Origin of the sequence: Pseudomonas sp. BR20 (assembly GCF_050780135.1) — a bacterium.
In the GTDB taxonomy this organism is placed as follows: Bacteria; Pseudomonadota; Gammaproteobacteria; order Pseudomonadales; family Pseudomonadaceae; genus Aquipseudomonas.
In genome coordinates this window covers 2,031,283-2,055,741 of record NZ_CP172012.1, presented here as the reverse complement: position 1 = coordinate 2,055,741, position 24,459 = coordinate 2,031,283, and the positions used below count along the sequence as shown (strand labels likewise).

19 protein-coding genes are annotated in these 24,459 nt (G+C 56.1%); 7 read left to right on the top strand and 12 right to left on the bottom strand.

From position 1 onward, the window contains the following. Positions 1-35: 35 nt before the first annotated feature. From ACHPFG_RS09325 to ACHPFG_RS09295, 7 genes are all read left to right on the top strand, one after another. The gene (locus tag ACHPFG_RS09325) at positions 36-3,089 is read left to right on the top strand and encodes a PEP/pyruvate-binding domain-containing protein (protein WP_431702191.1); all 3,054 of its coding nucleotides are present in this window, start codon (positions 36-38) and stop codon (positions 3,087-3,089) included. Then, positions 3,089-3,736 carry a gamma-glutamyl-gamma-aminobutyrate hydrolase family protein gene (locus ACHPFG_RS09320; protein ID WP_431702190.1) on the top strand — a complete coding sequence of 216 codons (648 nt, stop codon included), beginning with the start codon at positions 3,089-3,091 and terminating at the stop codon, positions 3,734-3,736. The genes ACHPFG_RS09325 and ACHPFG_RS09320 overlap by 1 nt, the downstream gene beginning before the upstream one ends. Continuing rightward, a complete protein-coding gene (locus tag ACHPFG_RS09315; RefSeq protein ID WP_431702189.1) occupies positions 3,727-4,506 on the top strand; it encodes an NTP transferase domain-containing protein in 780 nt (259 codons plus the stop codon). Before ACHPFG_RS09320 ends, ACHPFG_RS09315 begins: the two co-directional genes overlap by 10 nt. A gap of 2 nt (positions 4,507-4,508) precedes the next feature. Further along, entirely contained in the window at positions 4,509-5,654 is a 1,146-nt protein-coding gene (locus ACHPFG_RS09310; RefSeq protein WP_431702188.1) for a CDP-glycerol glycerophosphotransferase family protein, read from the top strand. Positions 5,655-5,670: 16 nt separating this feature from the next. Continuing rightward, positions 5,671-5,898 carry a hypothetical protein gene (locus ACHPFG_RS09305; protein WP_253394223.1) on the top strand — a complete coding sequence of 76 codons (228 nt, stop codon included), beginning with the start codon at positions 5,671-5,673 and terminating at the stop codon, positions 5,896-5,898. 118 nt (positions 5,899-6,016) lie between these two features. Then, complete coding sequence (locus ACHPFG_RS09300) at positions 6,017-7,609, top strand: YidC/Oxa1 family membrane protein insertase (protein ID WP_431702187.1); 1,593 nt, start codon at positions 6,017-6,019, stop codon at positions 7,607-7,609. A 4-nt stretch (positions 7,610-7,613) separates the two neighbouring features. After that, positions 7,614-8,978: a hypothetical protein gene (locus ACHPFG_RS09295; RefSeq protein ID WP_431702186.1), complete on the top strand. Its 1,365-nt coding sequence runs from the start codon at positions 7,614-7,616 to the stop codon at positions 8,976-8,978. 46 nt (positions 8,979-9,024) lie between these two features. On the opposite strand, the gene ACHPFG_RS09290 is transcribed toward ACHPFG_RS09295, so the two are convergent. The 12 genes from ACHPFG_RS09290 to mtnA form a co-directional block, all read right to left on the bottom strand. Continuing rightward, a complete protein-coding gene (locus ACHPFG_RS09290; RefSeq protein WP_431702185.1) occupies positions 9,025-10,401 on the bottom strand; it encodes a Wzz/FepE/Etk N-terminal domain-containing protein in 1,377 nt (458 codons plus the stop codon). Positions 10,402-10,827: 426 nt separating this feature from the next. Further along, positions 10,828-11,070 (bottom strand): LapA family protein, encoded by a 243-nt coding sequence (locus ACHPFG_RS09285; protein WP_167656139.1) that lies wholly within the window; start codon positions 11,068-11,070, stop codon positions 10,828-10,830. 24 nt (positions 11,071-11,094) lie between these two features. Beyond that, positions 11,095-11,391 (bottom strand): integration host factor subunit beta, encoded by a 297-nt coding sequence (gene ihfB, locus ACHPFG_RS09280; protein ID WP_017848846.1) that lies wholly within the window; start codon positions 11,389-11,391, stop codon positions 11,095-11,097. A 131-nt stretch (positions 11,392-11,522) separates the two neighbouring features. Further along, a complete protein-coding gene (locus ACHPFG_RS09275) occupies positions 11,523-11,807 on the bottom strand; it encodes a hypothetical protein (protein ID WP_431703456.1) in 285 nt (94 codons plus the stop codon). A 151-nt stretch (positions 11,808-11,958) separates the two neighbouring features. Next, positions 11,959-13,644, bottom strand: a complete 1,686-nt coding sequence (gene rpsA / locus ACHPFG_RS09270; RefSeq protein ID WP_027604177.1) for a 30S ribosomal protein S1 — start codon at positions 13,642-13,644, stop codon at positions 11,959-11,961. A 120-nt stretch (positions 13,645-13,764) separates the two neighbouring features. After that, entirely contained in the window at positions 13,765-14,454 is a 690-nt protein-coding gene (gene cmk, locus ACHPFG_RS09265) for a (d)CMP kinase (RefSeq protein ID WP_003172653.1), read from the bottom strand. Beyond that, positions 14,451-16,661, bottom strand: coding sequence for a bifunctional prephenate dehydrogenase/3-phosphoshikimate 1-carboxyvinyltransferase (locus tag ACHPFG_RS09260; protein ID WP_431703455.1), 2,211 nt, complete (start codon positions 16,659-16,661; stop codon positions 14,451-14,453). Before ACHPFG_RS09260 ends, cmk begins: the two co-directional genes overlap by 4 nt. 28 nt (positions 16,662-16,689) lie before the next feature. Continuing rightward, positions 16,690-17,802 (bottom strand): histidinol-phosphate transaminase, encoded by a 1,113-nt coding sequence (gene hisC / locus ACHPFG_RS09255; RefSeq protein WP_431702184.1) that lies wholly within the window; start codon positions 17,800-17,802, stop codon positions 16,690-16,692. A gap of 9 nt (positions 17,803-17,811) precedes the next feature. After that, positions 17,812-18,906 carry a prephenate dehydratase gene (pheA, locus tag ACHPFG_RS09250; protein WP_003172650.1) on the bottom strand — a complete coding sequence of 365 codons (1,095 nt, stop codon included), beginning with the start codon at positions 18,904-18,906 and terminating at the stop codon, positions 17,812-17,814. Beyond that, positions 18,906-19,991 carry a 3-phosphoserine/phosphohydroxythreonine transaminase gene (serC, locus tag ACHPFG_RS09245; RefSeq protein WP_053132455.1) on the bottom strand — a complete coding sequence of 362 codons (1,086 nt, stop codon included), beginning with the start codon at positions 19,989-19,991 and terminating at the stop codon, positions 18,906-18,908. The genes pheA and serC overlap by 1 nt, the downstream gene beginning before the upstream one ends. Positions 19,992-20,203: 212 nt before the next feature. Then, a complete protein-coding gene (gene gyrA, locus ACHPFG_RS09240; RefSeq protein WP_090407433.1) occupies positions 20,204-22,858 on the bottom strand; it encodes a DNA gyrase subunit A in 2,655 nt (884 codons plus the stop codon). Positions 22,859-23,282: 424 nt separating this feature from the next. Then, positions 23,283-24,353 carry an S-methyl-5-thioribose-1-phosphate isomerase gene (gene mtnA / locus ACHPFG_RS09235; protein WP_431702183.1) on the bottom strand — a complete coding sequence of 357 codons (1,071 nt, stop codon included), beginning with the start codon at positions 24,351-24,353 and terminating at the stop codon, positions 23,283-23,285. Positions 24,354-24,459: the final 106 nt, after the last annotated feature.

Genomic DNA, 24,459 nt, shown 5'->3' with positions numbered 1-24,459 from the left:
TGATCAAACCTGCTCACGGACAACGAGAAACACTCATGCAGTCAGCCATAATTTTTCTCGGGGCAGGCAAGCCCTTCCAAGGTGACGAACACGCTGCGTTACGCAGCGCTTCTGGCCACACGCGCGTTATCGACTGGCTGCTTCACGCCACGACCTCGCGCGCGTCGGACGTTCATTTTGTCGGCGGCTATAAAGTGGATACGATCAAGGAACGGTACCCCGACTTCAACTACTGGATTAACGCCGACTGGCAGGTTACCCAATCTGCCTATTCATTTCTGCAAGTTGACCTGACCGATAAAACCAAAAGCCTGGTCTCCTACTCCGACATCCTGTTTCGTCGCGGTTTGATTGACGCCATGGTCGAGTCACAGGCCGATATCAGTGTTGCAGTCGACAGCCATTGGCGTACGCGCTACGCAGGCCGTACTCGTTCAGACTTGGAGCGTAGCGAGAAAGTCTGCCTTTTCGGACAGTTGATCACGCGACTGGGACCCGACATCCCATCTAGCCTCGCGTCGGCGGAGTTCGTTGGGTGCGTTCATTTTGGGCCGCGGGCAGTCCAGTACTTGCAGGAATCCAAAGTTGACCTGCAACAGCGCTTCCAGAAGGGTCACCTCTCTGATCTCGTTGAAGCACTGCGTTGCCAGGGAATGAATGTTCAAGCGATTGACGTGCAAGGTGACTGGGCAGAACTCAATGAGCCTCAAGACCTCGCACATTTCGTATTAGGCACCAAAGCACAGACTCTTCGCCGTTTGCGTCGAATGGTCAAGCTTAGCCGAATTGAAGATCAAGTCAGTTTCACCGTTGCCCAGTGGCGGGAAATCCCCGAGTCACTCATTGACACCATCCAGCGAGACTTCCCCGATCAATACTTGGTTATTCGCAGCAGTGCGCTGTCCGAAGATGGATTTGTCAACTCGAATGCGGGCGCCTACACCAGCCTGCTGAACATCGATGGCCGTAACGCTACCAGCCTGAAAGACGCAATTGAGCACGTTATCGCCTCTTATAATGATACCAACCCTGAGAATCAGGTGCTGGTTCAACCCATGCTGGAAAAAGTGCTGGCGAGCGGCGTCGCGTTCACTCGCAGCTTGAGCAATGGCGCGCCCTATTACGTCGTCAACTACGATGATACAAGCGGCAGTACTGAATCGATCACCAATGGCAGCAGTCACGATGACAAGACACTGCTGATGAGGCGTGATGCCTGCACGCACAGCACGAATATTCCCGAACGGTTGCGCGGACTACTTCCTGCGTTACGGGAGATTGAATCTTTATTGGGTTACGATTCTCTGGACGTTGAGTTTGCGATTACAGCCGACGCAGGATTACACATCCTGCAGGTTCGCCCCATCGCGGTGGATCATTCCAGATGGGACGGCAGCGACGTGGTTATCCTGAAACGCCTGGACGAAGCCCGCGAGCTGTTCAACCGACTGCAGCAACCGGCGCCGTTCGTTGTGGGGCAGCGAGGCTTATTCGGGATCATGCCGGACTGGAATCCCGCTGAAATCATTGGAACCAAACCGACACCTTTATCAGTCAGCCTCTACCAATATCTGATCATGGATGAGACATGGGCCACCCAACGGGCCGAGTACGGCTACCGGGATGTTCGCCCACAACCGCTATTGATCAGTTTTGCCGGCCACCCTTACGTCGATATCCGAGCAAGTTTCAACTCGTTTATTCCCAAGGGGCTGGACGATGCACTTGCAGGCCGCCTGGTTGACTTCTACCTGTCCTGGTTGGAACAACACCCTCACCTTCACGACAAGGTGGAGTTTGATGTTGTCCCCACTTGCTTTGCATTAGACTTTAATCGTTGGCATGAGCGACTGAGTACGCATGGCGGATTTCTCACTCAAGAGATCGAGCTTTTACGTGACGGATTACGAGAAATCAGCCAGAACGCCATTATGCGCAACAGCAACGATTTGGCTGTCGTAACTGAGCTTGAGCAGCGCTTTGCCCACCTCGCCTCGTCGTCCCTGCCCCCCTTGGAACTTGTCTCGACGTTATTACACGATTGTCGTCGGTATGGCGCATTGCCTTTCGCGCATTTAGCACGAAGCGCTTTCGTTGCTGTAACGTTCCTGCGCTCTGCAGTCAATACCGGTATTTTGACCGAAGCAGAAATGGATGACTTCCTGAGTTCCATTCGAACTATCAGCCATACGCTAACGCATGATGCCCTGGACTGCTTCAACGGAGAGATGAGCCGCGCAGACTTTGTCCATAAGTATGGCCACTTACGCCCGGGAACCTATGACATCAATTCGCTGAGCTATCGCGCAGACCCCGAACGCTACCTGACCCCCATCGTCGAAAGCGCGACCTCGCAACCTTTGACAACCTTGGTAAATGGTCAACTATGGCAGCAGGCGAGACAACGATTTACTAAAGCCCTGAACGAGCAAGGCATTGCAGGTAGTGCTGATGAACTGGAGCTATTTTTAAGGCAGGCTATCGAGGGACGCGAGTACGCTAAGTTTGCCTTCACCCGCAACCTTTCCATGGCTCTGGATACATTGGTGAACTGGGCCGAACCTCTGGGTATTTCCCGCGAAGACCTGGCCTACATCGAAATTCAAAAACTGATGGCGCTAAGAGGCTCAACGTTAAATCCAAAGGAGCTTAGCCAGAATTTGCTTGCGCAAGCCGATACAGGTAGGACTGAACATCAGCAAATACAAGTTATTGAACTGCCCCCCCTACTGTGTTCAACAGAGGACTTCAGTGCATTCCTCTATCCAGCAACGCAACCCAACTTTGTTGGCACGGGAATAGTACGAGGCACTTGCGTGGACCTGAGCCAAAGCATTGATGAGCAGGAGCTTGCTGGAAAAATTGCAATGATCCCACAGGCCGATCCCGGCTATGACTGGCTCTTCGGTCGACAGATTGCGGGGTTGATCACCATGTATGGCGGCGCCAACTCGCACATGGCCATCCGCGCAGCGGAGTTTGGCTTGCCAGCAGCATTAGGGGTCGGCGAGACGCAATATCGCGCATTGGCGGCCGCGCAAAGCCTGGAATTGGATGCAGGGAATCGCATAATTCGGGTGATCCGCTAGTGCGTATTGCAATTACACAGCGCGTTGAACGGGTCCCTGGGTACGAAGAGCAGCGTGATTGCCTTGATCAACGCTGGTCGACTTTCATGGAAAAACTGGGGATCGACTTGGTGCCGGTGCCCAATGGGTTATCATCGGCTGACGGCTGGTTCGAGCGCCAAAATGTTGCCGGCCTTATATTGAGTGGTGGAAATGATCTCGCCCATCTTCCCGCCGCCGTCAACTCGTCACCGGAGCGCGATGCTACGGAGACAGCTCTATTAGCCAGGGCCAGAGACATGAACCTTCCGGTGCTGGCCGTTTGTCGCGGAATGCAAATGCTCAATCATTTTCTGGGTGGCAGCCTCACACCTCTCTCTGGTCACGTTAGCTGTACACACACCATCAGCGTTGTAGAGCACGCGCCACTGCTGGCAGGCTATCGAGAAGTCAACAGTTTCCATGGCTGGGGTATTCAGCCCAAGGATCTGGCAGAAAACTTGCTAGCCCAAGCTTGGGCAGACGACGGCTCCATCGAGGCATTTGTTCACCGCCAACTTCCCTGGACAGCCATCATGTGGCATCCCGAGAGGCCCTCCGCTAACGCCATCCTCGATGCAAAGCTTATTCGTCACCTCTTCTTTAGTAAGGACACACCATGCGCGTAATTATCCTAGCAGCTGGTCAAGGCACACGACTGCGCCCTTTTACGGATGATCGGCCCAAGTGCCTGGTTGAACTGCATGGACGCCCCCTGCTGCACCGCCAACTGGATGTGCTGAGAGCCGCAGGATTGAAAGATATTGCGCTGGTAGGCGGATATCGCGCCGACTGTCTTGAGGGACAAGGCGTCGAAGTGCTGCACAACCCTCGCTTCGCTAGCACCAATATGGTCTCGACTCTATTTTGTGCGCAAGAATGGATGGTTGAGGGAGAGGATTTACTTATCGCTTACGGCGACATCGTCTATGAGCAGTCAGTACTTGAGAGCTTACTAGGCACTGACGCCCCGCTTGCGATCTCAATAGATCGAGAGTGGCGCCGGTTCTGGGAAATCCGCATGGAGAACCCCCTGTCGGATGCAGAAACATTGAAGCTAAACAGCGAAAACTGCATCACCGAGCTCGGGAAAAAGCCGTCGAGCTATAGCGATGTCCAAGGGCAGTACATGGGGTTGATCAAGGTTAGAGGGGATTGCGTAAAAGCTTTTCGCGATGCCTGGTACAAACTGGACCGTGCTGTTCTACGAGACGGAAAAGATTTCGACAATATGTACATGACGACGTTTTTGCAGCACCTGATCGATACCGGGTGGAGTGCCCGGGCTGCATTCACTGATAACGGATGGCTGGAAGTCGACACCGTCGAAGATCTGAACCAATATCATGAACTGCTTCGCAGCGGGCAGTTGGACACATTCATCCAGCTTAGGGACTGAGCATGCTGACTGCTATACGCAAAATGCTCCGCGAGTGGAGGGGCTTGCAAGCGTTCAAGCGCATTCCACGCGAAGAGCGCACGCTGGTGTTCTATTCCGAGGGTCGCGGCTACTGGACTTACTTTGAACCCATCTACAAAGCACTCCAAGTGAATCATGGCGCACCGATCTTATATGTGACATCTGCCGAGAACGACCCATTACTGGAAAAACCGCTAGCAGGAATGCGTTCTTTCTATATTGGTGAAGGCACTATGCGCACACTGTTCTTTGCCACATTGGACGCAGATGTTCTCTTGATGACCATGCCTGACTTGCAGAGCTTTCACATCAAACGCTCTCCCTTTTCGGTCCACTATACATACCTGCATCACTCGATCGTCAGCACACACATGATTTACCGTGCAGCGGCATTTGATCATTTTGATTCAATTCTGTGCGTCGGCCCTCACCACGTTAAAGAGACCAGAGCCAGGGAGAAACTACTCGACCTGCGTCCAAAAACTCTGATAGAGCATGGTTACGGACGTCTTGATACGATCCTCGAAAGCGGCCGTCAAGGCCCTCACGAACGTCACGGTGAACCGGTGCAGATACTGGTAGCGCCTACATGGGGTGAAAATGGCCTTATTGAGCGCCACGGGCTTGATGTGATCAGACCGCTGATCGATGCTGGCCTGAAGGTTGTACTACGCCCCCATCCCCGCACGCGCAAATTGAGACCCGACAAATTGGATATCATTGCCGCATATTACCGCGATGAACCGCGATTCCGACTGGATGAAGACAGTGATGCCGCCACCTCGCTGCTAGATTCGGATATCATGCTCAGCGACTGGTCCGGTGCGGCATTGGAGTTTTCACTGGGGCTGGAACGCCCGGTCATATTTGCAGACGTCCCACGCAAAGTACTCAACTCAGAATACACTGCAATCGGCATTGAACCGATAGAAGTACAAGCACGCGAGCACTTAGGTGTTGTGGTACCAACGAATGAGTTAGCAGAGCTAGGAAATATTGCGTGTGCCATAGCTGTCGATTCAAAAAAATGGCAAACAGCGCTGAAAAACATACGCCAGCGCTGGATTTATAACTCAGGGCAAAGCGGCGACACAGCTGCTGCTTATTTGGTTTCTTTAATTAAGTAATAATGGGGTGCAGTTCATGAAAAATTCCAACTTCTCAATAGTCGCCTTGCTCTGCTTGGTTTTCCTGCCAATCAATGCGTTCGCCTACCTAGATCCAGGTACTGGGAGTGCCATGCTGCAAGGTATTCTGGGAGCACTGGCGGCAATTGCCATGGTGATGAAACTTTATTGGCACCGATTATTGCGCATGCTCGGTTTGCGCAAAGATGTCATGAAAAAAGAAACTGACACCGAGAAAAAGTAAGTTTACTAGTGTTCGCAAGCAGCCCGCCGCGTTAGATTAATCTGCCGGGCGCTTGCAGGCACTAGCTCGTCTGCGAACTTAAATATCTTCCCGCCAAACGCAGCCAAAAGTCATTCCCATGCCCTCGCATAAAAAATACACTCCGCGCAATTGGTTCTGCTGGTTGCTGCTGCTGCTTATTCAAGTCGCGCAAGCAGCAGACCAGTCAACGGCCGCACTTTCAAATGCAAACTTGCATTTGGACTTTAACCTATCATCGGGCGCTGTTCAGCACTGGTCGCTCCCTCAACTGCGCGGTGCATCTGGGCACGCTCAAGACATGGCCGCACCCAAGGGTCAGCTGTTTTTGCTGAGTGGCGAGCTTGACGGTAAGTCTTTGACTGATTGGCAGTTAATTGCGGGCGGATGGAAGATCGTTGAGCAGCAGCCCAACGCTATAGTGATCGGCCTGGAAAGTCCTGAGCTACCGTTCAGCATCCGGAAGACCTGGCGACTGCAGGAAAACCAGTGGCGCGTTGACTTCGCGTTGGACCTGGATCTGAAAAATGTGAAACCGAACCAGGCCGATTACCTTGTCCTGCAAGTCGGACCCGGCATTGGAGAAATACCCGCCACCGGCCTAGGCATGGGGCAAAGTATTTATTCGTTTACTGAGCTTGTTTATCGCAACCCCGAAGGCATTGCCACACATCGATTGAACAATACTGACCTGCCAGATGGATACACATCTCATGACGCGGGTCAGTGGAAGTGGGTAGGCCTTCAAAGTCGCTACCTCGCCCTGATTATGGCGCCCTCCAACAATCTCGCGAAACGCGCTACCTGGCAAGCCACCATTCCGCAATCCTCAGTTGGCGACGCCGAGCACGCCTCGTTCGAAACCAACGTCAACATCCTATTACCCGTTGGAGAACAGGACAGCCAACCCGTTCAATCCTATCAATGGAGTGTGTTTGGGGGTGGTAAAGCCTATACAGCACTCATCGCTCAAGCACCTGAATTGGACGGGTTACTGTTTTCCGGGCTGTGGGATTGGATGCGATGGTTGAGCCTGGCCATCATGCATCTATTGCACTTCATCCAACAAATAGTCGGAAGCTGGGGCATTTCGATAATCCTGCTGGCTGTACTCGTACGTTTGGCGGTATACCCCATCGCCAAGAACGCAATTCAGGCCCAGAAGAAGTTTTCAGCTATTCAGGCCCGTATCCAGCCTGAGCTACAAGATATTCGTAAAAACTACAAAGGAGGAGAGCAAAGTGAAAGAATCCTTCAGCTTTACGAGCATCACAAAGTAAGCCCGCTGGCAGGGCTGAAACCGCTTTTGATTGTGCTGATTCAGGTGCCTATATTCATTTCACTTTACCATTTGCTAGGGCAAACATTTGAATTGAGAGATGCATCTTTCCTGTGGATGAAAACACTGGCTGAACCAGACCAGTTGTTTTCACTGGGAGTCGATTTACCTCTGTTTGGCTCCCATTTCAACTTACTCCCCGTACTGATGTCTCTGACCACGATACTGAGTATAAAACTTAACCCCGCTCCGCCAGCCGACGGAACGTCAAAGCTTCGCCAAAGCCTCACTACCGGACTGATGGGACTGGGATTCTTCCTGTTGTTTTACTCATTCCCTTCCGGGATGGTGCTGTACTGGACGGTTGCCAATATTCTGCAAGTCGCCCATCAAAAAATAGTAAAGGCAGCTTAAGTCCATGATGATCGAGCGTTTTATCCGCAACTACTTGCCCGCAGCACCGACTCTTCGCAAGCAAGACGCTTACTTTGACACTGCATCTGTATTGCGCGGCGCAGCCGAGCCCGCTGCATGGACAGATGATGTACACCAAGCCATGCAATTCCTCTCAAAGCGTGTTGAGATTTCTAAGTGCATCTACGAAAGCTACCAAGAGAGCGGCGCCAAGGCGTCCGCCAGCCGCCTGACTGCCGAACTGCAACCCTTGGCACTGGCGCTACTGTTCAAAGACTTCAGGCGCTTAGCCAGCGATAGAAACATGGCTTGTGCGGTCAAAAGGCTTAACGCCATACTCAAACTTCTTGACAGCTTGGGTGCAGAAAACATTGCCGTGGACCCAAGTCTGGTATCTCTGATTAATACCGAGGCTGAACAGTTTCTGACAACGTTCCCACGCACCGATACACCGCTCCCTGAAATGATCGCGACCACCCAGATGGCGGTTGACATTGGAATACTCCCGATCACGGTCCTGTTTTGGGAAGGGCCCATCGCTCGAGCGTACCTGGCCACCCTGAAGAGCATGGGCCTGAAGCCTGAAAAAATAATTCATCTTATATCAAAGAATGACTTGGTATCCCGGAAACCTATCGGGCGCTTTCTGCCAGGAAACTTGAAGTTGGCCTATGCACAATCCAGGCAAAAAAACAGTATCCATTTTTGGTCGACGACACTTCGAAAAACAGAGAAATCTCTTTATCACTCAATAAGAAAAACCGTCGAAAACAAGCTGTGCTTTTCGGATAGGGACGTAGATGAGGCATTGGCATTAGGCGATTTGAACGGCTATTCGCCTGACGTAGAAACGCTAATGATAGAAAGCCTGGCAGACGTTGCGCTCTACGACCGACTACGCTCTCTTCCACAAACGCAGATATTATTCACAGGTGGCGGAATCGTACCCAAACGGTTGCTGGAGATCACCGCTCTCAAGTTCATTCATATACACCCAGGCCACTTGCCAGAGGTACGCGGTGCCGATTGCGTGCTTTGGTCACACCTAATGAAAGGACGCACCTCTGCGACATGTTTCTACATGGCACCGGGAATCGATGACGGCGATATTATACTAGCGAGCTACTTACCCTCCCTGACTCCTCACCTAGAAGTAGCCGGCATAGACGTGAGGACACTGTACAGAGCCACTTACGCGTTTCTAGACCCATGGGTTCGGTCTTTTGTATTACGGCGAGCGCTGGTGGAGACTGCTGGTTTCACACACATTGCAGCCCTCCCACAAAACGAAGACGCAAGCGTGACTTATCACTTTATGCATGATCGGATTAAACGAGCGGTGTTTGCTCAACTATTTTCCGAGGAATGACCACATCGATACATTGTGGGGCCTGGCGCCCCACAATCTTAGATGACTACCGCGCCGCCAGGTCCGAGTACTCCTGCCGATCTGTCAGAGCATCGCCACGTGCATGAGTCTTTAATAATGGAACCGGTGCACCTGGCATACCTTCCTTTGCACTGGAACTGCTTGAAAGGATGACATACCTCAAGAGCGCGATGCCGATTGCAAGTACAACCCCACCAAATAAACCAAGCAATACGACAAGTAGACGATTTGGGTTAGCCGGGGCCAGCGGCTCAAGCGCCAGCTGATCGACAGTCACTAATTTCAGGCTCGTCATATCGATGTTCAGACTACCCAAACGACTCATCTCTGCACGCAATGGCTGAACACCTGCGAGAAAAATATCCTCATTTTTTCGTGCATTCAGCACTTCAACTTCGCGATTGGACGCCAGCAGTTGAAGCTCCTTGGCAATCTGAGCAATGCGAGGGTCCGTGAAATCATCCGACCTGCGCTGCTGTAACGCTGTGAGCTCAGCCGTAAGCGCCTCAGCCCCCATAAAATAAAGAGGTATCTGCTGATTATTGACTTCGGTGCGCATCATACTACCTGCACCTGTATTCAGCGACTCACCGAATGAAGATGGCGTAGTCGGTTTTTGGATACCCAAGGACTTGGCAATTACTATCGCTTCATTCAGTTGAGCAATACGATCGCTACGCACAGTTTTCAATTGAGAACGAAGTGCTTTCAACTCATCTTGCAACTGTGCACGTTTTAATGAATCAGCCTCTTGCAACGAAGCAATTTTAGCCGCTTTATCCATATCGTAATTCGAACGAGCCGAGTCAAATTTACCTGACAGCTCATTGAGTCGATTTTTTACGATTACATTCAAGTCAGCAGCAATCTGCTTACGTTCACTGACGATTGCATAGTCGACAAAGCCATTGAGAATAGCGACACCATCAATCCCCTTCGGATAAGTCATCTCCAGCTTTATGTAGGCACTTGATGCGTTTTTCTTATCAGCACCAGGAAGACTCAAATGAATAGAATTACGGTTGAACTCTTCAAAACTCTGTTCCAAGGTTTGGCCTGGACGCACAAACCTTTCGAATAGGTTCTGATTGGCTCTGAAGAACGCTAGACGAGTATCGTAAGACTCCAGTGCCTCGCCAACCTTGAGAAGCGCTTCAGCGGGAGGAAGCTGATAAACCTCAGAACGATTCAGCGCGTCTAACTCATTAATAGCAGCAGGACGCAACACCGCACTGACTTTATACTCTGGCGTCGCTAAAAAGGCATAGCACACCGCAATAAAGCCAACCGCCAGAGTTACTAGAAGCAGTAGCTTTTTTTGATGCCAGACAGATTTTAAAAGCTCGACGAGATCTATTTCGTCGGAAGAACGTACTGGGGGGGCACGGAAGCTACTACTCACAACAAAAACCTGCCTTCAAAAAGAAACTGCGGGCTCGTTATGCAGACAAAATTGTGTCTTTTTTATTCTAATTAGAAGACCGTCAAAACCCAGCGTCGCTGCCAAATTTTGAGCGCACAAATTGCCCGTTATCGAGAACAGATTTCATTTTGCCATCTCTCTGACATATTGCAAGTATTAACATAGGCATCAGGTTTTCTTACACGTACAGGGCCAAACCTCATGGAACACGCCCGAGGGATCTTGAAACAGAAAGAAAATTCCGAACTATCTAGCTAAAACCCAATGAATCCGAGGGACTTCCACTTGAGGGTAGCCGCATCATTACAAGGCGCCGCTGAAATTGATGGGCGATTTTGAAGCGATTTTCTGACGAGTGGTTGCCTCAGAATGCACACGAATTTTGCAGAGCGCCAGAGCCCCCCCCTAGGCACGCCCTACAGGAACAGACTTATGACGCCGACTCCGCACCAATACGCCTAACAATGGCCCTATCAGCATGCCGACAATCAACGCCACGATCACAAACACCGACACAGGTACCTGCCCGGTCGCCAGGCCAAGGAACGAGAGAGACACGCCCTGCTGGTTTTCGAGCACAAACGCTATAACCACCAGTGCAACCACCAGCACTGTCAGCAACACTACGACGCGCTTAATCCCACGCATACTCTTCTCCTGCCCCAAAGACACTCAGACGTTTTCTTCTTCGTCTTCGTTCACCCGATCACGCAATTCCTTGCCCGGCTTGAAGTGAGGCACGAATTTTCCATCGAGACTGACGGACTGGCCCGTCTTTGGATTACGACCTACACGAGGTGCGCGGTAATGCAGCGAAAAACTCCCAAACCCACGGATCTCAATACGATCCCCGGTAGCCAGGCATTGCGACATTTGTTCAAGCATGGTCTTGATAGCCAGCTCCACATCCTTGGATGAAAGCAGCCCTTGATGGGTGACAATTCGTTCGATCAACTCCGACTTCGTCATATTTTTCCCTTCTTTTTCAAGCAGCTAGGAAAAGCGCTTCGAAGGTTTTAGCATGACTTGGTGAATTTGAACAGCCCATGTATCAACTTATCTGTTGTTTGAATAAGGCTCGCCATGAACGATCAACACACTCAATTGCAGGTCACGAGCATGGTACGGGTGACCGCTCCAGCAGGGTTCCAACCGAACAAGTAATCACCCTCTTCGTCCCTGGCATCGTTGGACCTTGTGATGACCTTATAGCCCCGCATCTTGCATTCGCGTGCTGCGCGCTTCTCGCACTTCTCCCAGTTGTTGCCCAGCCCCGAGCAATCGACCTCGATGCCGCTAACACCACGCCTCGCGTGAGTTTTGGCGCTGGTGGCGGCACAGCCTGCAAGCGCTACTACTGCGAGCAGCACGATAAGCCTGTTCATTGAAATCCTTAACAACTCGGGAGCGCCTTTATCAATACTGTATTCAGCTCTGACACCAAGCTGCAGACCTTGGTTCTTGCCTGTTGATTCAACGAACTTCAGGCACAAAAAAGGGCGACCGAAGTCGCCCTTTTTAACAGCCTTACAGAACTTAGTTCTGTTTAGCCATTGCTTCGCGCAGCAGGGAGGCCATGGTGGTCTCGCCTGTTGCAGCTTCCGGAGCCGATTTCAGGCTCTGGATGGCTTCTTTCTCTTCCACTTCGTCTTTCGACTTGATGGAGAGCTGGATCACGCGGCTCTTGCGATCAACGCTGATGATCTTGGCTTCTACTTCCTGGCCTTCTTTCAGAACGTTGCGCGCGTCTTCAACGCGGTCACGGCTGATTTCGGAGGCTTTCAGAGTCGCTTCGATATCGTCGGCCAGAACGATGATGGCGCCTTTGGCGTCAACTTCTTTCACAGTGCCTTTAACGATTGCGCCTTTGTCGTTCTCTTGAACGTACTCGGAGAACGGATCGCTTTCCAGTTGCTTGATACCCAGGGAGATGCGCTCGCGCTCTGGGTCAACCGACAGGATAACGGTGTCCAGCTCGTCGCCCTTCTTGAAACGACGAACAGCTTCTTCGCCAACTTCGTTCCAGGAGATGTCGGACAGGTGAACCAGGCCGTCGATGCCGCCGTCCAGACCAATGAAGATACCGAAATCGGTGATCGACTTGATGGTGCCGGAGATTTTATCGCCCTTGTTGAACTGGCCAGAGAAATCTTCCCATGGGTTAGATTTGCACTGCTTGATGCCCAGGGAGATACGACGACGCTCTTCGTCGATGTCCAGAACCATAACTTCCACTTCGTCGCCGACTTGTACGACTTTCGAAGGGTGGATGTTCTTGTTGGTCCAGTCCATTTCGGAAACGTGTACCAGGCCTTCAACGCCTTCTTCCAGCTCAGCGAAGCAGCCGTAGTCAGTCAGGTTGGTAACACGCGCGGTGACGCGAGTGCTTTCTGGGTAACGGGCTTTGATAGCAACCCATGGATCTTCACCCAGTTGCTTCAGGCCCAGGGAAACACGATTGCGCTCGCGATCGTATTTCAGAACCTTGACATCGATCTCGTCGCCAACATTGACGATTTCGGAAGGATGCTTGATACGCTTCCAAGCCATGTCGGTAATGTGCAGCAGGCCATCGACGCCACCCAGATCGACGAATGCGCCGTAATCGGTGAGGTTCTTGACGATACCTTTGACTTGCTGGCCTTCCTGCAGGGATTCCAGCAGAGCTTCACGCTCGGCGGAGTTCTCTGCTTCCAGGACGCTGCGACGGGAAACGACAACGTTGTTGCGCTTCTGGTCGAGCTTGATGACCTTGAATTCGAGTTCTTTGCCTTCCAGGTGCGTGGTGTCGCGCACAGGACGAACGTCGACCAAAGAACCTGGCAGGAACGCACGGATGCCGTTAACGTCGACAGTGAAGCCGCCTTTAACCTTACCGTTGATAACGCCCTTGACCACTTCTTCAGCTGCGAAGGCTGCTTCGAGAACAATCCAGCATTCAGCGCGCTTGGCTTTTTCACGGGACAGCTTGGTTTCACCGAAACCGTCTTCAACCGAGTCCAGAGCAACGTGAACTTCGTCACCGACATTGATTGTCAGATCACCAGCATCGTTGTAGAACTGTTCCAGCGGGATCAGAGCTTCAGACTTCAGACCAGCGTGAACGGTTACCCAGCGAGCTTGGTAATCGATATCAACGATAACACCGGTGATGATGGAGCCTGCCTGAAGGTTCAGGGTTTTTAGGCTTTCTTCAAAGAGTTCCGCAAAGCTTTCGCTCATTTTAATTCCTGTTGATAAGGGCGAAGAATACGCCCATCTCCACACCCCAGACGGTGTGGGTCAGTTTCAGTTAAAAGAAGCCACCGCAGGACTATGACTGGTCCCCTGCGGCCTTCTTGATCACCCGGCGATATCGCGAATGGCGATTTCACTCAAGATGCGTTCCAGCACCTGCTCGATGGACAACTCCGTGGAATCCAGCTGTATGGCATCAGCCGCCGGCTTTAGCGGGGCTACTGCGCGCTGGGTATCACGCTCATCGCGTGCACGGATCTCATCTAGCAGACTCGACAGACTAACACCATCGACTTTGCCCTTCAACTGCAAGTAGCGGCGGCGAGCCCGCTCCTCGGCGCTGGCGGTCAGGAAAATCTTCAGCGGCGCCTCGGGAAACACGACCGTGCCCATGTCACGGCCATCGGCCACCAGGCCCGGCGGCTCCTGGAAAGCCCGCTGACGCTGCAACAGCGCATCACGCACAGCCGGCAGCGCGGCAACCTGAGAGGCCCAGGAGCCGACCTGCTCGTTACGCAAATCATCGGTCACATCGTCCCCTTCCAGGATGATGCGCTGGGGATGACCTTCCGTCGCGCCGACGAACTGCACATCGAGGTGCGCGGCCAGCAGCTTCAGGGATTCTTCGTTGGTCAGGTCGACGCCATGGTTGCGTGCGGCAAACGCCAGCAGGCGGTACAACGCGCCGGAATCCAACAGGCACCAGCCCAGGCGCTTGGCCAGGATGCCGGCGATCGTGCCTTTGCCCGAGCCGCTTGGCCCGTCGATGGTAATCACCGGTGCTTTGATATTCACAATTGAGCCTCTTGGGCAACACGGATGCCGACTTGGGCACACAGTGTAAGAAAGTTCGGAAAAGACGTAGCAACATTGGCGCAGTCATGGATACGAATCGGCGCAGCCGCCCGCAGGGAAGCCACACTGAAGGCCATGGCAATCCGGTGATCGCCATGGGCATGGACTTCACCACCCCCCATCAGGCCACCGTCAATGATAATCCCATCGGGGGTCGGTTCACACTTCACCCCCAACGCCAACAGACCGTCGGCCATGACCTGGATACGGTCGGACTCCTTCACACGCAACTCTTGCGCCCCCCGCAATACGGTTCGCCCTTCAGCGCAGGCCGCCGCGACGAACAGCACCGGGAACTCGTCGATCGCCAACGGCACCAGCGCCTCAGGGATCTCGATCCCTTTCAACGCAGCAGCACGCACACGCAGGTCAGCGACAGGCTCGCCACCCACTTCGCGCGGGTTTTCCAGGGTGATATCTGCCCCCATCAGACGCAGGATATCGATCACCCCAGTGCGGGTCGGGTTGATGCCGACATGCTCCAGCAACAACTCGGAGCCTTCGGCAATCGAAGCCGCCACCAGGAAGAATGCCGAAGAGGAGATGTCCCCCGGCACTTCGATATGGGTCGCGGTCAGTACATGACCCGATTCCACCGACGCAGTAGCACCCTCCACAGCAACCGGGTAACCAAAACCGCGCAGCATACGCTCGGTATGGTCACGGGTCGGCGCAGGCTCGGTCACTGCGGTTTTACCTTCGGCATACAGCCCAGCCAGCAACAGACAGGATTTGACCTGGGCGCTGGCCATCGGCAACGCATAAGTCAGGCCTTTCAGCGCCTGGCCGCCACGAATGGTCAGCGGCGGACGCCCTTCCGGCCCGGTCTCGATCACCGCGCCCATGTCCCGCAATGGCTTGGCCACGCGGTTCATCGGGCGCTTGGACAGGGAAGCATCGCCGGTCAATACGCTGTCAAAACGTTGCGCAGCCAACAAACCGGACAGCAGGCGCATGGACGTACCGGAATTGCCCAGGTAGATCGGGCCCGGCGCCGGCTTCAAACCGTACAAGCCCACACCATGAATGGTCACGCGCCCATGGTGCGGCCCCTCAATCACCACGCCCATGTCGCGAAACGCCTGCAGGGTCGCCAGGGCGTCTTCACCCTCAAGGAACCCTTCCACCTCCGTCACGCCCTCGGCCAACGAGCCGAGCATGATCGAGCGATGGGAGATCGACTTGTCACCCGGCACCCGGATACGCCCGCTCAAGCGGCCGCCGGGATTGGCGAGGAAGGTAAGGTCATCGGCGTTCACAGCGGTTTCCATATAGGCCCGGCGAGCCAGGATCTTGCTGAAATGCTCACGTGCGACCCGCGCACGGGTGAACACGCCCAATAGTTGATGGCCATCCCCGGCATCGACCGCGTCGCGCAAGGCGTCGAGGTCACTGCGGAAGGTGTCCAGGGTGCGCAACACCGCTTCGCGATTGGCGAGAAAGATGTCGTGCCACATCACCGGATCGCTGCCGGCAATCCGCGTGAAATCGCGGAAGCCACCGGCGGCGTAACGGAAAATCTCGAGGTTTTCGTTGCGCTTGGCCAGGGAGTCCACCAGGCCGAATGCCAACAGATGCGGCAAATGGCTGGTCGCCGCCAACACTTCGTCGTGGCGCTCGACCTGCATATGCTCCACGTCCGCCCCCAGCTCCCGCCAGAGACGATCCACCACGGCCAGCGCGGCCGGATCGGTTTGCTCCAGCGGCGTCAGGATCACTTTATGGCGGCGGAACAGCTGCGCATTGGACGCTTCCACCCCGCTCTGCTCGGAACCGGCAATCGGATGGCCCGGCACAAAACGCGACGGCATGCCGCCAAAGGCCTGTTGCGCCGCACGCACCACATTGCCCTTGGCACTGCCGACGTCCGTCAGGATCGCCTGGCCGAGGTCCATGCCGGCCAATACCGCCAGCAGTTTCTCCATCGCCAGGATCGGCACAGCGAGCTGAATGACATCAGCCCCCTGGCACGCCATCGCCAGGTCCGCCTCACAGCGATCCACCACGCCCAACTCCACCGCCAGCTGGCGCGATTGCGGGTCCAGGTCCACACCGACTACTTCGCCGCACAGCCCGCTTTCGCGCAGGCCTTTGGCGAAGGAGCCGCCGATCAAACCCAGCCCCACCACCACCAGGCGACCGATCATAGGCACAGCAGGTTGCAATGCAGTGACATCAACCACGAGCCAGGACCTTGGCCAACGCCTCCAGGAAGCGGCTGTTTTCAGCCGGCAAGCCGATGGTGATCCGCAGGTGGTTCGGCATGCCGTAGTTGGCCACCGGGCGCACAATCACACCTTCGCGCAGCAGCCCCTGGAATATCGGGGCTGCCACTTGGCCAAGGTCGACACAGATGAAGTTGCCCTTGGAGGGAATCCAGCCCAAACCCAGCTCACGGAAGCCATCCTGCAACTGCAGCATGCCGCTTGCGTTGATGCGACGACCTTCTTCAAGGTATTCGGCATCCTTCACCGCCGCACAGGCCGCCGCCAGGGCGAGGCTGTTGACGTTGAACGGCTGGCGCACGCGGTTCAGCACATCGGCAACCACCGCAGTCGACAGGCCATAGCCAACCCGCAGCGATGCCAGGCCATAAGCCTTGGAGAAGGTGCGCGACACCAGCAGGTTCGGGTAGGCCGCCAGGAAATCCAGGCCGTCCGGCAGGTCGCTGCCTTCGGCGTACTCGATGTAGGCCTCGTCCAGCACCACCAGCACATGCTCAGGCACGTCTTGCAGGAAGTCGTTGAGCGCTTGCGCATCGAACCAGGTGCCGGTCGGGTTGTTCGGGTTGGCGATAAACACGACGCGGGTCTGGGCGTCGATGGCGGCCAGCATGGCCGGCAGGTCATGGCCCCATTCCTTGGCAGGAATCACGCGGGCGTCAGCACCGACAGCCTGGGTGACGATCGGGTAAACCGCAAACGCGTGCTCGCTGAACACGGCGTTCAGGCCCGGCGCCAGGTAGGCACGCCCGACCAGCTCGAGGATGTCATTGGAACCGTTGCCCAGGGTGACCTGGTTCAGCTCGACCCGGCATGTTTCTGCCAGCAGGGATTTGAGGGCGAAGCCATTGCCGTCCGGGTAACGGGTCAGCTCGGCCAACTCTTCACGAATCGCCGCCAATACCTTGGGACTTGGGCCCAGTGGATTCTCGTTACTCGCCAGCTTGACGATTTTGGAAGGATCCAGGTTCAACTCACGCGCCAGCTCGTCCACAGGCTTGCCCGGAACGTAAGGCGACAGTTGTTGCACGCCCGGCTGAGCCAGGGCGAGGAAGTTGCCACTCATGTTAAAGCCTCACAAAACCGCTTTCGGGTAAGAGCCCAGCACCTTGAGCGCCACGGCTTCCTGACTGATCTTCTCCAGCACGCCCTTGACCAGCGGATCGCGGTGATGGCCGATGAAGTCGATAAAGAACACGTAGGTCCACTTACCGCTGCGCGAAGGACGCGTCTCGATGCGCGTCAGGTCAATCCCGTTGTCGTGGAACGGCACCAGCAGCTCATGCAGCGCGCCGGGCTTGTTGCTCATGGAGACGATGATCGAAGTCTTGTCGTCGCCGGTCGGCGGCACTTCCTGGCTGCCGATCATCAGGAAGCGCGTGGAGTTGTCCGGGCGATCCTCGATTTTCTCGGCCAGGCGCGTCAGGCCATACAGGCCTGCCGCCATATCACCGGCGATCGCCGCCGAATTCCACTCACCCTTGACCCGCTTGGCCGCTTCGGCGTTGCTGGACACCGCCACGCGCTCGACATTCGGGTAATGGGCGTCCAGCCACTTGCGGCACTGGGCCAGGGACTGGGCATGGGAATAGATGCGGCTGATGCTGTCGGTCTTGGTGTTCTCACCCACCAGCAGGTGATGGTGGATGCGCAGCTCGACTTCGCCGCAGATCACCATATCGTGCTCAAGGAAGCTGTCCAGCGTGTGGTTGACCGCGCCTTCGGTGGAGTTTTCCACCGGCACCACGCCAAAGTTCACCGCGCCGGCCGCCACTTCACGGAACACCTCGTCGATGGCAGCCATTGGTTTGCTGATCACCGCGTGGCCGAAGTGCTTCATGGCCGCCGCTTGGGTGAAGGTGCCTTCCGGGCCGAGGTAAGCCACTTTCAGTGGCTGCTCCAGCGCCAGGCACGACGACATGATTTCACGGAACAACCGCGCCATCTCTTCGTTGCCCAACGGCCCCTTGTTGCGCTCCATCACGCGCTTGAGCACCTGGGCTTCACGCTCCGGCCGGTAGAACACCGGCACTTCGCCTTCTGCCAGGGACGCCATCTTCACCCGTGCCACTTCCTGGGCGCAGCGCGCACGCTCACTGATCAGCTCCAGGACTTTCTCGTCCAGGCTGTCAATGCGTACACGCAGGGCCTTGAGTTCTTGTTCAGACATTAGCCGTGTTCCTTTTCGAACTCTGCCATGTAGGCAACCAGCGCGTTGATCGCGTGGATGTCGACAGCGTTGTAGATGGAGGCGCGCATGCCACCTACCGAGCGGTGACCCTTGAGGTTCAGCAGGCCGCGCGCGTCGGCACCGGCCAGGAATGGCTTGTCCAGGCGGTCGTCAGCCAGGCGGAACGGCACGTTCATCCACGAGCGGTCGGTCAGGTTGATCGGGTTGCTGTACAGGCCGCTGGCGTCGATGAAGTCGTACAGGGTTCGCTTCTTCTCTTCGTTGAGCTTGCCCATGGCGGCGACACCGCCTTGCTCCTTCAACCACTCGAACACCAGGCCCGACAGGTACCAGGCGAAGGCCGGCGGGGTGTTGTACATCGAGCCGTTGTCGGCTGCGACCTTGAAGTTGAGCATGGTCGGGCACAGCGAGCGGGCGCGACCCAGCAGGTCTTCACGGACGATGTTGACCAGGATGCCGCTCGGGCCAATGTTCTTCTGCGCGCCGGCGTAGATCATGCCGTAGCGCGACACGTCGATAGGCCGCGAGAGGATGTCCGAGGACATGTCGCACACCAGCGGAACGTCGCCGACTTCCGGCACCCAGTCGAACTCCAGGCCGCCAATGGTTTCGTTCGCGACGTAGTGCACGTAGGCCGCATCCTTGGACAGCTTCCATTCGTTCTGACCGGGAATGGCGAAGTAGTCGTAGGGCTTGGCGGTGCCGGCCACATTGACGTGACCGTAGCGCGAGGCCTCTTCAATAGCCTTCTGCCCCCAGATACCGGTGTCGATGTAGTCGGCAGTGCCGTCTTCCGGCAGCAGGTTCAGCGGGATTTGGGCGAACTGTTGGCTCGCGCCGCCTTGCAGGAACAGCACTTTGTAATTGGATGGGATGTCGAGCAAGTCGCGCAGATCCTGCTCAGCCTTGGTGGCAATGGACACGAACTCATCGCTGCGATGGCTCATTTCCATCACGGAGAGGCCTTTTCCATGCCAGTCGAGGAGTTCACCCTGCGCACGCTGCAGGACTGCTTCAGGAAGCGCCGCGGGACCGGCACAGAAGTTATAGGCTCTCTTGCTCACATCCAATCTCTCTGATCTGGTGGGACTGAAATCAAACACTGCAGGAGCGAGCTTGCTCGCGAAAAACCCGAGAGCGCAAGGGCGCATCAGGCAGCTCGCGTTATCGTTGACGATTTTCGCGAGCAAGCTCGCTCCTACAGGGGGCGGCGTTGTTCTTTCAAAGGGGACAAACAACAAGGGGGCGAATCTTCATCCGCCCCCTGTGTGTCCGCTTATTCCTGCGGTTCTTCTTCGTCTGCGGCAGCATCGAGGGTTGGCTCGTCGACGTTGTCATCGCCTGTTGCGATCACCTCGCCTTCAAACTCCTCACCTTCCAGCTCTTCGCCTTCCACTTCCGACGGCTCCTGGACACGCTCCAGGCCAACCAGTTTTTCGTCCTTGGCCAGCTTGATCAAGGTGACGCCCTGGGTGTTACGGCCCAGGCTCGACACTTCAGCCACACGGGTACGCACCAGGGTGCCCTGGTCGGAGATCAGCATGATTTCCTCGCCGTCGAGCACCTGCACCGCGCCGACCAGACGGCCGTTGCGGTCGTTGCTGACCATAGCGATAACGCCCTGGCCGCCACGCTTGTACTCCGGGAACTCGCTGATGGCGGTGCGTTTGCCATAACCACGCTCGGAAGCGGTGAGGATCTGGCTGCCTTCTTCCGGGATCAGCATCGAAATCAGCTTCTGCCCTTCCGGCAGGCGCATGCCGCGTACACCGCGGGCGGTACGGCCCATGGCGCGAACGTCGGATTCTTTGAAGCGTGTCACTTTGCCGCCATCGGAGAACAGCATGACCTCACGCTCGCCATCGGTAATGGCCGCGCTGATCAATACGTCGCCTTCGTCCAGCTCCAGGGCGATCAGGCCCACGCTGCGCTGGCGGCTGAAGGACTCCAGCGGGGTCTTCTTCACGGTGCCTTTGGCGGTAGCCATGAAGATGAAGTGACCTTCGGTGTATTCCTCGACCGGCAGCATGGTGGTGATGTATTCATCACTGTCCAGCGGCAGCAGGTTGACCAATGGACGACCACGGGCAGCGCGGGAGGCTTCCGGGATTTCGTAGGTCTTGAGCCAGTACACCTTGCCCTTGCTGGAGAAAAGCAACAGCGTGGTATGGCTGTTGGCGACCAGCAGGTGAGCAATGTAGTCCTCATCCTTCACGCCGGTAGCCGATTTACCTTTACCACCACGACGCTGGGCCTGGTACGCAGCCAATGGCTGGGTCTTGGCATAACCACCGTGGGAAATGGTCACCACGCGCTCTTCTTCCGGGATCATGTCACCCAGGGTCAGGTCGAGGCGAGCATCGAGGATTTCGGTGCGCCGCACGTCGCCGTATTCGGCGCGGATCACTTCCAGCTCTTCGCGGATCACTTCCATCAGGCGCACGGCGCTGTTGAGGATGCGGATCAGCTCGCCGATCTGGTTGAGGATCTCCTGGTACTCGGCCAGCAGCTTCTCGTGCTCCAGGCCGGTCAGGCGGTGCAGGCGCAGTTCCAGGATGGCCTGGGCCTGTTCCGGCGACAGGAAGTACTTGCCGTCACGCAGACCGTATTGCGGGTCCAGTGTCTCCGGGCGGCACGAGTCGGCGCCGGCACGTTCAACCATCGCCACGACGGCGCTGGATTCCCATGGCATCTTGATCAGCGCTTCCTTGGCTTCCGACGGCGTCGGCGAAGCCTTGATCAGGGCGATGACCGGGTCGATGTTCGACAGCGCTACAGCCTGGCCTTCCAGGATGTGGCCACGCTCGCGGGCCTTACGCAGTTCGAACACGGTACGACGGGTGACGACTTCGCGACGGTGACGTACGAAGGCTTCCAGCAGATCCTTAAGGTTCAGGATGCGTGGGCGGCCGTCGATCAATGCCACGACGTTGATACCAAACACGCTTTGCAGCTGGGTCTGGGCGTAGAGGTTGTTGAGGATCACCTCAGGCACTTCGCCACGACGCAGCTCGATCACCACGCGCATACCGTCTTTGTCGGATTCGTCGCGCAGCTCGGTGATGCCTTCGAGTTTCTTCTCTTTAACCAGCTCGGCGATCTTCTCGATCAGACGCGCCTTGTTCAGCTGGTACGGGAGTTCGGTGATGACGATCTGCTGACGGCCACCGACCTTGTCGATATCTTCGATCATCGAGCGGGCGCGCATGTAAATGCGGCCGCGACCGGTGCGGTAGGCTTCGATGATGCCGGCGCGACCGTTGATGATCGCAGCGGTTGGGAAGTCCGGGCCCGGGATGTATTGCATCAGCTCATCGACGGTCAGCTCAGGGTTGTCGATAAGCGCCAGGCAACCGTCGATGACTTCACCGAGGTTGTGCGGCGGGATGTTGGTGGCCATGCCCACGGCGATACCGCTGGAACCGTTGACCAGCAGGTTGGGGATCCGGGTAGGCATGACGGCCGGGATCATTTCGGTGCCGTCGTAGTTCGGCACCCAGTCCACGGTTTCTTTATGCAGGTCGGCCAGCAGCTCGTGCGCCAGCTTGGTCATGCGCACTTCGGTGTATCGCATGGCGGCGGCGTTGTCGCCGTCGACCGAACCGAAGTTGCCCTGGCCGTCTACCAGCAGGTAGCGCAGGGAAAACGGCTGGGCCATCCGAACGATGGTGTCGTACACCGCAGTGTCGCCGTGAGGGTGATACTTACCGATCACGTCACCGACAACACGGGCAGATTTCTTGTACGGCTTGTTCCAGTCGTTACCCAGCTCGCTCATTGCGAACAGCACACGCCGGTGCACGGGCTTCAAGCCATCGCGCGCATCAGGCAGTGCCCGACCGACAATTACGCTCATCGCGTAGTCGAGGTAGGACTGTTTCAGCTCGTCTTCGATATTGACCGGGAGGATTTCTTTGGCCAGTTCGCCCATGAGAAGCCTGATTCCTTTTTCGGGTGAAACCTCGTCGCATCCATATGGGACGAACGAAGCTCGCCGTTGCCGGCACACTGCCTGACAACGACTTACGACAAATCAACGAGTTATGACACGGATCTGCACGTTATGGGCAACCCCTGGGGGCGGCCCTGGAAACCGCCGGATGTTATCACAATCGCCGCCACGCACCTATCCCCCTGATGCGCATGGATACTAGTAATTTGACGGATGACAGGCTTGAGGGGGACGAGAGGGGCTCAGAGATGGGGTGGTGCTTTTTTTTGAGGGCGGATCTGAGGGTTTTATTGACTTTCAGGGCCAATCGGGGGCAAGCCCCCCTCCCACATTTTGACTGTGTTCACAATTCAAGTGTGGGAGGGGCTTGCCCCCGATAGCCATTTCACAGACACCACCGCCCTCAATGCAGCCGCTTACGGCACATCAACCTGGCCAATTTCGCCGTATCCGGCCGCTCAACCACGCCCTTCTCAGTCACAATCACATCAATCAAGTCGGCCGGCGTTACATCAAATACCGGATTAAACGCATTAACCTCCAAGCGCTGCCCCATCACCTCCAGCAACTCGCCGGGATCGCGCTCCTCCAAGGAGACATCGTCACCCGTGGCCATCATCAGGTCCAGGGTCGAACTCGGCGCCACCACCATGAAACGCACGCCGTGATGCATGGCGCACACTGCCAATTGATAGGTGCCGATCTTGCTGATCACATCGCCATTGGCGGCAATGCAATCGGCGCCGACGATCACCCAGGTGATGCCCTTGGTCTTGAGGATATGCGCGCCGGCCGAGTCGGCATTCACTGTGACCGGGATCCCCTCGCCCGCCAGCTCCCAGGCGGTCAGCCGCGAGCCTTGCAGCCATGGGCGGGTTTCATTGGCGTAGACGTGCTCGACCAAGCCTTCCAGGAAGGCGGCACGAATCACCCCGAGGGCCGTGCCGACACCGCCCGTCGCCAAGGCGCCGGCGTTGCCATGGGTCAAGATCGCCTGGGCATTGCCCTGATGCTTGCGAATCCGCTCAACACCCAACTGGGCCATGACGAGGTTGGCTTCCCGGTCGCTTTCATGGATAGCGATCGCTTCGGCCTCCAGCACCGCCAGCGGATCGGCGTGCTTCTTGACGCGGTCCAGGCGATCGCGCATGCGCTTGAGCGCCCAGAACAGGTTCGAGGCGGTCGGACGAGTATCGGCCAGCAGCGCGTAGTCCTCTTCCCAGGCGGCCTGCCAGTCACCGCCCTCGGCGATGCGCTCACGAGCGGCAAGCACCAGGCCATAGGCCGCGCTGATGCCGATCGCCGGTGCGCCACGCACCACCATGGCGCGAATGGCCGCAGCCACTTCATCGACCGTGGAGCAGGCCACCCAGCGTTCCTGGGACGGCAAGGCGCGTTGATCGAGCAGGTGCAGCGTGCCATCACGCCAATCGATGGCCTTCACTTTCTCCGCTGCCAACAGTCGATCGCGCATCCGTCACCCCGTACTCATCAACAAAAGCCGCCGATTATAGCGATCCGCCAGCCAGGACGCTCGGGTATACTTCGCGCTTCTTTTATAGCTGCCCGGGAAGAAGCCT